The sequence below is a fragment of the Streptomyces sp. NBC_00224 genome (genome assembly GCF_041435195.1).
Classification (GTDB): domain Bacteria; phylum Actinomycetota; class Actinomycetes; order Streptomycetales; family Streptomycetaceae; genus Streptomyces.
Window position 1 is genome coordinate 6,297,855 of the sequence record NZ_CP108106.1, and the last position, 12,559, is coordinate 6,310,413.

Here is a 12,559-nt window from a genome sequence, read left to right on the forward strand (position 1 = left end):
TTCAGATCTGCCTCATCCACGCGGTACGGGGCCTGAGAGATTCAAGGGAGGGACTTGCTCCTTCGGCGCCCCGCGATCCTCCCGGCCTTCTGGGGCCTTGGGGGAACTGCTGGGGACTCTCCCGCGTGGATTCAAGCGGCCGGTATGCAGTTTGGCGCGCACATCATTGCACGCCTCCCCCGGGCATCACATCACCTGAGTCTCATTACCATCCTTTTACGCGCATGGGGAAAGGGTCGTCCGACCCGGCAGGGGGAGCACCGATGACGGTTCACACGACGGCGGCGGCGCAGGCGGAGGTCCCGGTTCCGGCGGTACGGGACCTGCGCGGCCGGGACGGTCGCTCACCGCACACGCTCCGGTTCGCCGAGGGGGACGTGGTGGTGGTCTCCGGCCTGCCCGGCAGCGGCAAGACGACTCTGCTGCGCCGGGCCGTCACCGGCGTCGGCATCGACTCGCAGGACACCCGCCGCGCCTGGGAGGCCAGGATGGGCGGTGTGCCGTACGCGCTGTACCGCCCGGTGGTGCGGGTCGCCCACTTCCTGCGGATGCACCGGGCGCTGCGGTCGGGCGGGGGCCTCGCCGTCCACGACTGCGGCACCCACGCCTGGGTGCGCTGGTCGCTGGCGAAGGGTGCGGCACGGGAGGGCCGCTCACTGCACCTGGTGCTCCTCGACGTCACCCCGGAGACGGCCCTGGCGGGCCAGGTGGCCCGCGGCCGCAAGGTCTCCTCGTACGCCTTCGCCCGCCACGCCAGGGCGGTGCCCCGGCTGATAGCGGCGGTGGCGGAGGGCCGCCTGCCCCGGGGGGTGGCGTCGGCGGTACTGCTGGACCGCACGGCGGCGGAGACCGTGGGCCGAATCGCTTTCGGGGAGAGCGCTACGCGCCGCTAAGGTTTCGGTACGGGGGATCCACACCCCCCTGTTTTCAGGGGCGCGGGGCTGTGCCATTTGCGGCTCCGCCGCGGGGGCGCGACCCGCCGTACCCCCTAGGGGCGCGGGGCTGTGACATTTGCGGCTCCGCCGCGCGGGCGCGACCAGCCCAAGACGGCACGCAGACAAAGGACAGGCACATGGAATTCCCGCACCCCCAGGGCGGCGGAGGCTGGCCGGGCAACGAGCTGGAGGAGGCGCTGGCCGCCTCGCTCGGCGTCCCGGGTGCGGGCCCCCGCCTGATAGAGGTCCTCGGCCGCAACCCCGTCTGGATCCCCCTCCCCAACGGCGGCAGCCGGGACAGCGCCGACCTCGACCTCCCCACCATGGAGATCGCCGGCTCCCCCTACGTCCCCGTCTACAGCTCCGAGCAGCAGTTCCTCCAGTGCGTCGGCCCGCACATGTCGTTCGCCGTCGCCCCCGCCGTGGAGTTCGCCCGAGGGCTGCCGCCGCAGCTGGGCATCGCGCTGAACCCGGAGGGCGCGGTCGGCGTACCGCTGCCGCCGCCCGCCGTGGCCGAGCTGTGCCGCACCGGGCGCACCGCCCTCGACGGGCCTGCCTCCGGCGCCCGGGTGCGGCTCTTCGAGCCCGACTGGCAGGAGGACCCGGTCGACTTCCTGACCGCCGCGGCCGAGGAGTTCGACGCCACCGGCGTGGTGCGCACCGCCCGCCGTGCGCTCGCCTCCATCGAGGGCGACGACCCGACGCTCTTCGTCGGCGTGGAGTTCTCCACCTGGGACGGGGCCGGGCGTAACGCCCCCATGGAGGCGCTGGGCCGGGCGCTGGGCCGGGCCCCGGTCGGCTGGCCGGTGAACCTGGTGCTGCTCGACGTGGCCCAGGACCCGGTGGGCGAGTGGATGCGGGAGCGCGTGCGCCCCTTCTACACGCGGGCCACCCCCTAGTCCTCCCGCATAAGCTGGTTTCATAATCCGTAGACCCCCACGGCCGCACGCCTGTGCACCGGCGGCGCGGGGGAACGAAGAGGGGCGGGACCCAGGGTGAGTGCGTCAGGCACCGCGGCGGCCGGGCAGGTCGAGCACATGCTGCGCCAGGTGGCCCCCGGACGCTACGACGCGTACGAGGCGCTGCTGCACGCCCTCGCCGACCCCTCGTCCGGCCGGCTGTGGATGCTGCTCTGGCACGGCCGGCCCGGCGCCTCCGACGCGCAGTACGGGAACATGGAGGTCGACGGGGTGGCGTACGCACCCTGTGTGACCTCCGCCCAGGAGCTCTCCGCCAGTGGCTGGAACCGGGACCACGAGATGGTCACCGGCCGTGACATCGCCCGCGCCCTCTACCCCGACCGGTACGGGATCTGGCTCAACCCGCACGCCCCCGGCGGCGGGGTCGGCATCCCCTGGCCGGATCTGCGCCGGATCGCCACCGGCCTCGACCGGATGCCCGCGGGCCCGCTGCGGATCACCGAACCGGCCGTGGAGATCCCGCAGTTCTACGCCCTGCTCACCCAGCACGCGCACCGCACCCCGGCCGTCCGGGCGCTGCGCCGCGCCTGGGTGCAGCCCGCGCTCGGCATGGCGTATCTGGCCATCGGCCTCGACCTCTACGACACCGGGCCGCAGTCCGTCGACGCGGTGCGCGCGATGATGCAGCAGGCCGTCGCAGCCGTGCCCGACGGGCTGCCGGTCTCCACGGTCGCCCTGTCCGACGAGTACGACCCGGTCGGGCTGTGGCTGCGCGCCAACGGACGCCCCTTCTACGACCGCGAGGCGCACGCCGCCCCGGCGGCCCCCGCGGGCGGGTACGGCTACCCCCCGGCCGCCCCGCGCGCATACTGACGTCACACGCGTCACCTACGCAACACGTATCAAATCCCTCTTCATTCACCCCTGTCCCGGTTGCCCGGACTTCTTCACCCAATTCGACAGCTCATAAAGGCAGTTGGGTGACATGACCGATCTGGTCGGTTAGTACACGACTGATCCGCTCAGACGATCACCGCGTCCGGATAACGGAAGACGTCTGACCGCATCACGTTTAGGCAACCATTCACCGTCAGGTCTGGCGGGTGATCGCGAACGCGTTGAAGACTCCCGGCTAACAAGGGCCGGTTGGCCCGTCGCAGATCACCGCACCACCTGATGGAACAAGCCGCCACAGCGGCTGGTACGGGCCGGCCATCCGCCGGCCGGGAGGGGTCAGAGGCACTGTGACCGCACCGCTAGAGACCACCGGATCGGCTGCCGAGGTGCCGCCGGAGGCAGTACTCACGGGGGCCAAGCAGAGCCAGATCGAGGGCCGTTCACTCGGACAGATCGCCTGGACGCGCTTCAAGCGCGACAAGCTCGCGGTCGCCGGTGGCGTCGTCGTCGTCCTGCTCATCCTGCTCGCCGTTCTTTCCAAGCCGATCCAGTGGGCGTTCGGGATGGATCCGAACGAGTTCCACCAGGAGCTGATCGACCCGGCCCTGCTGGCACCCAAGGGAGCTTGGGGCGGCATGAGCTGGGAGCACCCACTGGGTGTCGACCCGCAGTACGGGCGCGACATCCTGTCCCGGATCATCGAGGGCTCCTGGGTGTCGCTGCTCGTCGCGGGCGGCGCCACCATGCTCTCCGTGGTCATCGGCGTGATCATGGGCGTCACGGCCGGCTTCTACGGAGGCTGGGCGGACACCCTGATCAGCCGGGCGATGGACGTCTTCCTGGCGTTCCCGCTGCTGCTCTTCGCCATCTCGATCTCCGCGTCCCTCCAGGACGGGGCGTTCGGGCTGACCGGGCTGCCACTGAGGATCAGCGTGCTGATCTTCGTGATCGGGTTCTTCAGCTGGCCGTACATGGGGCGTATCGTCCGGGCCCAGACGCTCAGCCTGCGCGAACGCGAGTTCGTCGAGGCGGCCAAGAGCCTCGGCGCCCGCGGTCCGTTCATCCTGATCCGGGAGCTGCTGCCGAACCTGGTCGCACCGATCCTGGTCTACGCGACGCTCCTGATCCCCACGAACATCCTGTTCGAGGCAGGCCTCAGCTTCCTCGGCGTCGGCATCTCGCCGCCGCAGGCATCGTGGGGCGGAATGCTCTCCACTGCGACCGACCTCTATGAGGCGGACCCGCAGTACATGATCGTGCCGGGCCTGGCGATCTTCGTCACCGTCCTGGCGTTCAACCTGCTGGGCGACGGGCTGCGAGACGCCCTCGACCCGCGAGGAAAGTAAGCACGCGGCACCTGCCACACAACGACACATCTGCCGCAACCATCCATAGAGGGGGCATTCCTCAGGTGAAGACGAGAAAAGCGACCGTTCTGATCGCTACCGCCGTGGCGCTGACACTGGGGGCCACCGCGTGCAACGACTCCAAGGACGACGACGGTGGTGCCAAGGGCGGCAAGTCCGTCACTGACGCCGGGCTCAGCCAGATCGTGAACAAGTCCGACAAGAAGGGTGGCACCGCCACCTACGCGATGTCGGACGTCCCGGACTCCCTGGACCCGGGCAACACGTACTACGGCTGGGTGCAGAACTTCTCCCGCCTGTACGGCCGTACGCTCACCACGTTCAAGCCGGCCGCCGGCAAGGACGGCCTGACCGTGGTCCCGGACCTCGCGGAGTCGCTCGGCAAGCCCAGCGCGGACGCGAAGACCTGGACGTACACCCTGCGCAAGGGCCTGAAGTTCGAGGACGGCACGCCGATCACCTCGAAGGACGTCAAGTACGCCGTCGAGCGGTCGAACTTCGCCCCCGAGGCCCTGTCCAACGGCCCGACGTACTTCAAGTCGCACCTGATCGACGGTGACAAGTACGAGGGTCCGTACAAGAACAAGGACCCCAAGGGCATCGCGTCGATCGAGACGCCGGACGACAACACCATCGTCTTCAAGCTGAAGGACGCCTTCGCGGACTTCGACTACCTGGCGACGTTCTCGCAGACGGCCCCCGTGCCGGCGGCGAAGGACAAGGGTGCGACCTACGTCCAGCACATCGTCTCCTCCGGCCCGTACAAGTTCGAGTCGTACGAGGAGGGCAAGGGCGCGACCCTCGTCCGCAACCCGCAGTGGGACCAGAAGACCGACCCGGTCCGCCCGGCCCTGCCGGACAAGATCAGCATCCGGTTCAAGGTCAACGCGGTCACGGTCGACAACGACCTGCTCGCCGACAACCTGACCGCCGACGCGGCCGGCACCGGTGTCTCCCCGCAGACCCAGCCGAAGGTCCTCACCAGCCCGAAGTACAAGTCGCAGACGGACGGTTCGTACGCCGGCGCCACCTCGTACATCGGTCTGAACCTGAACGTCGCCCCCTTCGACAACGTGCACTGCCGCAAGGCCGTCCAGTGGGGCATCGACAAGGCGTCGATCCAGGCCGCCGCTGGTGGCGCGCCCAAGGGTGACGTCGCCTCGACGCTGCTGCCGCCGTCGGTCAACGGCTACGCCAAGTTCAACCAGTACGAGACTCCGGGCGACAAGGGCGACGAGGCCAAGGCCAAGGAAGAGCTCAAGCAGTGCAACCAGCCGAACGGCTTCTCGACGAACCTGACGGCCCGCTCCGACCGCCCGTCCGAGATGGCCATGGCCACCGCGGTCCAGGCGTCGCTGAAGAAGATCAACATCAACGCTGAGATCAAGTCCTTCCCCGCGGGCAAGTACTTCCAGAACTTCGCCGGCAACCCGCAGTACGTGCACGACCACAAGCTCGGCATGATCATGACCGCGTGGGGTGCCGACTGGCCGACCGGCTTCGGCTTCCTGGACCAGATCATCAACGGCTCGGCCATCAAGCCGTCCGGTGGCAACAACGTCCAGGAGCTGAACGACCCGGCGATCAACAAGGCGCTGAACGACGCCATCGCCAACACGGACAAGACCGCCCGTGAGAAGGCCTGGGGCGACATCGACAAGATGGTCGCCGAGAACGCCTCCGCCGTGCCGCTGATCTACCGCAAGAACCTGCTGTTCCGCCCGACGTCCGCGACGAACGTCACGGTCACCCAGGCGTACCTCGGTATGTACGACTACCTGCTGATGGGTTCCTCCAAGTAAGCGGCTGAGCCCCCGAGTTCTTTGAAAGGCAGGTGAAGGCTCCGGTGCCCGCCGGGTCGGGAAACCCCCGGCCTGGCGGGCACCGGTTGCCGGACAGCTGTGGCTGCGTACATCATCCGACGCGCTTTCGGCGCGGTGGTCCTGCTGCTGATCGTCAGCGCGGTCACCTTCGCGATTTACTTCCTGGTGCCCCGGCTGGCAGGCCAGACGATGGACCAGTTGGCCGCCCAGTACGTGGGCAAGGACGCCAATGCCGGTGCGATTGCCGCGGTGAAGAAGAACCTCGGGTTCGATCAACCGCTCTACACCCAGTACTGGCACTTCATCAAGCAGATCTTCGTCGGCGCGACCTACAAGTTCGGCCCCGACGCCTCGGTCTGCAACGCCCCCTGCTTCGGCTACTCGTTCAAGAACCACGTCGAGGTCTGGCCGCAGCTGACCCAGCGCATCCCGGTCACCTTCTCGCTCGCCATCGGTGCGGCCGTCATCTGGCTGGTCTCCGGTGTGGCGGTCGGTGTCGTCTCCGCCCTCAAGCGGGGATCCTTCCTGGACCGCTTCTTCATGGGTGTCGCCCTCGCCGGCGTCTCCCTCCCGATCTTCTTCACGGGCATGCTCTTCCTGGGGATCTTCACCGTCCAATGGCCCATCTGGTCGGGCGTGAACTATGTGGCGTTCACGGACAACCCGGCCGACTGGGCATGGAACCTGCTGATCCCCTGGTGCAGCCTCGCCTTCCTCTACTCCGCGCTCTACGCCCGGCTCACCCGGGCCGGAATGCTGGAGACCATGGGCGAGGACTACATCCGCACCGCCCGCGCCAAGGGCCTGCGGGAGCGGACCGTCATCGGCAAGCACGGCCTGCGCGCCGCGCTCACCCCGATCGTCACCATCTTCGGCATGGACTTCGGTCTGCTGGTCGGCGGCGCGGTCATCACCGAGCAGGTCTTCTCCTTCCAGGGCCTCGGCTTCTACGCGGTCGACGGCGTCCGGACCAACGACCTCCCGGTCGTCATGGGCGTGACCCTGGTCGCCGCCTTCTTCATCGTTCTCTGCAATCTGCTGGTGGACCTGGTGTACGCCGCGATCGACCCCAGGGTGAGGCTCTCGTGAGCGACCTGAACAAGACCGGCGCGGCCGTCGGCGAGCCGGTGGCCGAGCGCCCCGCCGACGCCGGGGAGGCCTTCCTCTCCGTACGGGACCTGCGCATCCACTTCGACACCGACGACGGCCTGGTCAAGTCCGTCGACGGGGTCAGCTTCGACATCAAGCCCGGCAGGACCCTCGGCATCGTGGGCGAGTCCGGCTCGGGCAAGTCCGTCACCTCGCTCGGCCTGATGGGGCTGCACCGCAGCACCAACGCCAAGATCTCCGGCGAGGTGTGGCTGGACGGCGAGGAGCTGATCGGCGCCGACCCCGAGCACGTACGGCGGCTGCGCGGCCGGAAGATGGCCATGATCTTCCAGGACCCGCTCTCCGCGATGCACCCGTACTACTCGGTCGGCGCGCAGATCGTGGAGGCCTACCGGGTCCACAACCCGGTCAGCAAGAAGGTCGCCCGCACGCGGGCGATCGAGATGCTCGACCGGGTCGGCATCCCCGAGCCGGGCAAGCGGGTGGACTCCTATCCGCACGAGTTCTCCGGCGGTATGCGCCAGCGCGCGATGATCGCGATGGCGCTGGTCAACAACCCGGAGCTGCTGATCGCGGACGAGCCGACCACCGCCCTGGACGTCACCGTCCAGGCGCAGATCCTGGACCTGATCCGCGATCTGCAGAAGGAGTTCGGCTCCGCCGTCATCATGATCACGCACGATCTGGGCGTGGTCGCCGAGATGGCGGACGACCTCCTGGTGATGTACGGCGGCCGGTGCATCGAGCGCGGCCCGGCCGAGAAGGTCTTCTACGAGCCCCAGCACCCCTACACCTGGGGTCTGCTGGGGTCCATGCCGCGCATCGACCGCGAGGAGACGGACCGGCTGATCCCGGTCAAGGGCCAGCCGCCGTCGCTGATCAACGTGCCGTCCGGCTGCGCCTTCAACCCGCGCTGCCCGTACGCGGACCTCCCCAAGGACAACGTCACGCGCACCGTGCGTCCCGAGCTCAAGCAGTGGGACGACACCGAGGGGCACTTCTCGGCCTGCCACATGTCGCAGGAGGAGCGGGCCCGTATCTGGACCGAAGAGATTGCGCCGAAGCTGTGAGCGACAAGAAGCCCACACAGGGCACCGAGAAGGCGATCCCGGAGCAGTCGGCCGCCTCGCCCGAGCCGCTTCTCAAGGTGGAGGGGCTCGTCAAGCACTTCCCCATCAAGAAGGGCCTGTTCGGGCGGCAGACCGGCGCGGTCAAGGCGGTCGACGGCATCTCCTTCGACGTCCGGGCGGGTGAGACCCTCGGCGTGGTGGGCGAGTCGGGCTGCGGCAAGTCGACGATGGGCCGGCTGGTCACCCGGCTGCTCGAACCGACGGGCGGCAAGGTCGAGTTCGAGGGCCACGACATCACGCACATGTCGGCCGGGCGGATGCGTCCGCTCCGCCGCGACATGCAGATGATCTTCCAGGACCCGTACGGCTCGCTGAACCCGCGCCACACCATCGGCGGGATCGTCTCCACCCCCTTCCGGCTCCAGGGCGTCACGCCCGAGGGCGGGGTGAAGAAGGAGGTCCAGCGGCTGATGGAGCTGGTGGGCCTCAACCCCGAGCACTACAACCGCTATCCGCACGAGTTCTCCGGCGGCCAGCGCCAGCGCATCGGCATCGCCCGTGCGCTCGCGCTCAACCCGAAGCTGGTCGTGGCGGACGAGCCGGTCTCGGCGCTCGACGTGTCGATCCAGGCGCAGGTGGTCAACCTCCTCGACGACCTCCAGAGCGAGCTGGGCCTCACGTACGTGATCATCGCCCACGACCTGTCGGTCATCCGGCACGTCTCGGACCGGATCGCGGTGATGTACCTCGGCAAGATCGTGGAGCTCGCCGACCGCAAGTCGCTGTACTCGGCGCCCATGCACCCGTACACCAAGGCTCTCCTTTCGGCCGTGCCGGTGCCGGACCCCAAGCGCAAGGGCGTCAAGAGCGAGCGGATCCTGCTCAAGGGCGATGTGCCGTCGCCCATCTCGCCGCCGAGCGGCTGCCGCTTCCACACCCGGTGCTGGAAGGCGACGGAGATCTGCAAGACGCAGGAACCGCCGCTGATCGCCCTGAAGACCGGCCACCAGGTGGCCTGTCACCACCCGGAGAACGCGCCGGACCAGGTCCCGGGCGAGGCGGTGCTGCCCGAGGCGCGGGAGTCGGTGGAGGTGGTGTCGATCGTGAAGGGCGAGCCCGCGGCGGAGGAGACGGCCCCCGAGGAGACGGCCCCCGAGGTCATCGAGGTCATCGAGGTCACCGAGACGCCCGCCGACGCGGAAACGCCGGACGCCGACGAGGCCGAGCCGGAAGCCGCAACCGGACCGGACTCCACCGTTCAGGAGTCAACCGACAAGTAACGCATGACGGTTCGGCAAAGTCATGTTCACGCCGAAACGGGAGAGTGCAGAGTCTGCCTGTCCGTACGCACGGAAACGCGTTCGAAGGGCAGACCCATGGCACTCTCCCGTTCGGCACGCCGTACCTCACGGCTGCTCGCCCTCGCCACCGCGGCGGCCTCGGCCTTCACCATCGCCGCCGCACCCGGCGGCGGCTCGCCCGGCGCCGCCGGCATCGGCGACCCCTACTTCCCCGACCTCGGCAACGGCGGCTTCGACGCCCTCCACTACGACCTCGGCGTCAGCTACCACCCGGACTCCGGGCGGCTCGACGGGCGTACGACGATCACCGCCCGCGCCACCCAGACCCTCACCAGCTTCGACCTCGACCTCCAGAAGCTCACCGTCGACGCGATACGGGTGAACGGCAGACCTGCCGACTTCACCCGCAACGGCGACGAGATAGTGGTGACGCCCCGTCACAAACTGCGAAAGGGCCAGGAGTTCGAGGTCACCGTCGGCTACGGCGGAGTGCCCGTCGCGCTCAACGGGCCCATCGTCTTCGGCTCCGACTACGGCTGGATGAAGACCAAGGACGGCGTCTTCGTGGCCTGCGAGCCGAACGCCGCCTCCACCTGGTTCCCCTCCAGCGACCACCCCGCCGACAAGGCCACCTACGACATCCGCATCGACGCCCCCAAGGGCCTGACCGGCGTCTCCAACGGCCGTCTGGTCTCCTCGTACGACCGGGGCGACCGCTCGTACTCCCACTGGCGCGAGAACAGGCCGATGGCGACGTACCTGGCCACGGCGACCATCGGCAAGTTCGACGTGAGGACCGGGAAGACCCCGGCCGGGACGCCGATCTACGTGGCCGTCGACCCGGTGCTCAAGGGGCAGAACCAGGTCGACGTCTACGCGGTCACCGCCGAGGCCACCGACTACTGGTCCAAGGTCTTCGGCCCGTACCCGTTCGAGGAGACGGGCGCGATTGTCGACGACATGCCCCAGGCGGGCTTCTCGCTCGAAGTGCAGTCCAAGCCCGCGTACTCGGCGGTGCGCAACGAGACCACGATCGTCCACGAGCTCGCCCACCAGTGGTTCGGCGACTCGGTCTCGGTGGCGCAATGGAAGGACATCTGGCTCAACGAGGGCTTCGCGAGCTACTCGCAGTGGCTGTGGGAGGAGCACAAGGGGCGGGGGACCGCGCACGACCTGGCCCGCGCCTACTACGACCGGGTCCCGGCCGGGGACGCGTTCTGGCAGACGAAGGTCGCGGACCCGCAGCGCGACACCATGTTCGCCAACGCCGTCTACCGGCGCGGCGCGCTGACGCTCCAGGCGCTGCGCGAGCGCATCGGCGACGGGGCGTTCTTCAAGCTGCTGCCCGCGTGGACGAAGCTGCACCGGTACGGCAACGCGAACACGTCCGACTTCATCAAGCTCGCCGAGAAGGTCTCCGGGCAGCAGCTGGACGACCTCTTCCAGACGTGGATCTACTCGACCGGCAAGCCCACCTGGTAGGAGAGCCCGAATACCCGACACGTTCGAGCGGGAAACACGTATCGGGGTAAAAATGTCGGGTGCTCCATGAACTGTTCACCCCCTCCGTCCAGCATGCGCTCGACCTCGTCGGAATCTTCGTCTTCGCGATCTCCGGCGCGCTGCTCGCCGTACGCAAGAACTTCGACGTGTTCGGCATCGCGGTCCTGGCCGAGGTCACCGCGCTGGGCGGAGGGCTGTTCCGGGATCTGATCATCGGCGCGGTGCCGCCCGCCGCGTTCAGCGATCTCGGGTACTTCATCACTCCGCTGCTCGCCGCCGTCCTGGTCTTCTTCCTCCACCCGGAGGTCGAGCGCACCCAGAACGCGGTCAACGTCTTCGACGCGGCGGGCCTCGGCCTGTTCTGCGTCACGGGCACGACGAAGGCGTACGACTACGGGCTCGGCCTCACCTCGTCCGCGGCCCTCGGCCTCGCCACGGCGGTCGGCGGCGGCGTCCTGCGCGACGTGCTGGCCAACGAGGTCCCGTCCCTGCTCCGCTGGGACCGCGACCTGTACGCGGTCCCGGCGATCGTGGGCGCCGCGATCGTGGCCCTCTGCATCCGCTTCGAGACCCTGAACGCGGTCACGAGCGGCTTCGCCATCGTCACCGCGTTCCTGCTGCGGCTGGCGGCCATGCGCTACCACTGGCGCGCACCGAGGGCGTGGAACCGGAGGAGCGCGGCGGCGGAGGAGGGGTAGGGGGCGAAGCCCCGTGGCGGGGTGCGGGGCGGGGGGCAAAAAAAAGCTACCGCTCAGTAACGTACCCGTGTACCTTTGCCGCATGGCACAGGCAACGATCGGGGACAGCGAGTTCGACCGCGACACCGCCGTCACCCCGCGCGAAGACGAAGACGGCGTCTACGACGCCCACCTCTCGGCGGGGTGGACGATCATCCACGCCGTGAACGGCGGATATCTCCTCGCCCTCCTCGGCCGCACGCTCGGCCGCGCCCTCCCGCACGCCGACCCGTTCAGCGTGACGGCCCACTACCTCACCCCCTCGGCCCCCGGCCCGGCCGTCGTCCGCACCCAGCGCGTCCGCACCGGCCGTACGCTCTCCACCGGCCAGGCCTCGCTCTTCCAGTACGACGAGAACGGCGCCGAGGTCGAACGCATCCGCGTCCTCGCCTCGTACGGCGACCTGGACGCACTCCCGGACGATGTGCGCACCACCGCCAAGCCGCCCGCGATCCCGCCGATCGAGCACTGCCTCGGCCCGGCCGACGGCCCCGCCCCGATCCCGGGCAGCTCGGCCATCACCGAGCGGCTGATGCTGAAGCTCGACCCGACCACCCTCGGCTGGGCGGTCGGCGCCCCCTCCGGCAAGGGCGAGATGCGCGGCTGGTTCGGCCTGGCCGACGGCCGCGACGCCGACCCGTACTCGCTGCTCCTGGCCGTCGACGCGCTCCCGCCGACCGCGTTCGAGATGGGTCTGACGGGCTGGACCCCCACGGTCGAGCTGACCGTGCACATCCGCTGCCGCCCGGCGCCCGGCCCGCTGCGGGTCTCCATCACCACCCGCAACCTGGCCGGCGGCTTCCTGGAGGAGGACGCCGAGGTCTGGGACAGCGCCGACCGCCTGGTCGCCCAGTCCCGCCAGCTCGCCCGCGCCCTGCGCACGCCGTAGCCGTACG

Annotated in this window: 11 protein-coding genes and 1 riboswitch; all 11 genes read left to right on the top strand. The window is 69.2% G+C overall.

What is annotated here, in order from left to right; all coding sequences use genetic code 11:
- Window positions 1–11: 11 nt before the first annotated feature.
- Window positions 12–134: riboswitch (glycine riboswitch) on the bottom strand.
- 129 nt (window positions 135–263) lie between these two features.
- The gene (locus OG965_RS28240) at window positions 264–893 is read left to right on the top strand and encodes an AAA family ATPase (RefSeq protein WP_371654861.1); all 630 of its coding nucleotides are present in this window, start codon (window positions 264–266) and stop codon (window positions 891–893) included.
- Window positions 894–1,072: 179 nt separating this feature from the next.
- Complete coding sequence (locus OG965_RS28245; protein WP_371654862.1) at window positions 1,073–1,834, top strand: enhanced serine sensitivity protein SseB; 762 nt, start codon at window positions 1,073–1,075, stop codon at window positions 1,832–1,834.
- A 96-nt stretch (window positions 1,835–1,930) separates the two neighbouring features.
- Window positions 1,931–2,728 (top strand): enhanced serine sensitivity protein SseB C-terminal domain-containing protein, encoded by a 798-nt coding sequence (locus OG965_RS28250; protein ID WP_371654863.1) that lies wholly within the window; start codon window positions 1,931–1,933, stop codon window positions 2,726–2,728.
- Between the two features lie 371 nt (window positions 2,729–3,099).
- Window positions 3,100–4,098 (top strand): ABC transporter permease, encoded by a 999-nt coding sequence (locus tag OG965_RS28255; RefSeq protein ID WP_371654864.1) that lies wholly within the window; start codon window positions 3,100–3,102, stop codon window positions 4,096–4,098.
- Between the two features lie 65 nt (window positions 4,099–4,163).
- The gene (locus OG965_RS28260) at window positions 4,164–5,921 is read left to right on the top strand and encodes an ABC transporter substrate-binding protein (protein ID WP_371654865.1); all 1,758 of its coding nucleotides are present in this window, start codon (window positions 4,164–4,166) and stop codon (window positions 5,919–5,921) included.
- A 99-nt stretch (window positions 5,922–6,020) separates the two neighbouring features.
- Complete coding sequence (locus tag OG965_RS28265; protein WP_371654866.1) at window positions 6,021–7,031, top strand: ABC transporter permease; 1,011 nt, start codon at window positions 6,021–6,023, stop codon at window positions 7,029–7,031.
- Entirely contained in the window at window positions 7,028–8,122 is a 1,095-nt protein-coding gene (locus OG965_RS28270; protein ID WP_371654867.1) for an ABC transporter ATP-binding protein, read from the top strand. Before OG965_RS28265 ends, OG965_RS28270 begins: the two co-directional genes overlap by 4 nt.
- Window positions 8,119–9,402 carry a dipeptide ABC transporter ATP-binding protein gene (locus OG965_RS28275; RefSeq protein WP_371654868.1) on the top strand — a complete coding sequence of 428 codons (1,284 nt, stop codon included), beginning with the start codon at window positions 8,119–8,121 and terminating at the stop codon, window positions 9,400–9,402. The genes OG965_RS28270 and OG965_RS28275 overlap by 4 nt, the downstream gene beginning before the upstream one ends.
- A gap of 96 nt (window positions 9,403–9,498) precedes the next feature.
- The gene (locus OG965_RS28280; protein ID WP_371654869.1) at window positions 9,499–10,905 is read left to right on the top strand and encodes a M1 family metallopeptidase; all 1,407 of its coding nucleotides are present in this window, start codon (window positions 9,499–9,501) and stop codon (window positions 10,903–10,905) included.
- Between the two features lie 59 nt (window positions 10,906–10,964).
- Window positions 10,965–11,624 carry a trimeric intracellular cation channel family protein gene (locus OG965_RS28285; RefSeq protein ID WP_371654870.1) on the top strand — a complete coding sequence of 220 codons (660 nt, stop codon included), beginning with the start codon at window positions 10,965–10,967 and terminating at the stop codon, window positions 11,622–11,624.
- An 82-nt stretch (window positions 11,625–11,706) separates the two neighbouring features.
- Window positions 11,707–12,552 (top strand): thioesterase family protein, encoded by an 846-nt coding sequence (locus OG965_RS28290; RefSeq protein WP_371654871.1) that lies wholly within the window; start codon window positions 11,707–11,709, stop codon window positions 12,550–12,552.
- Window positions 12,553–12,559: the final 7 nt, after the last annotated feature.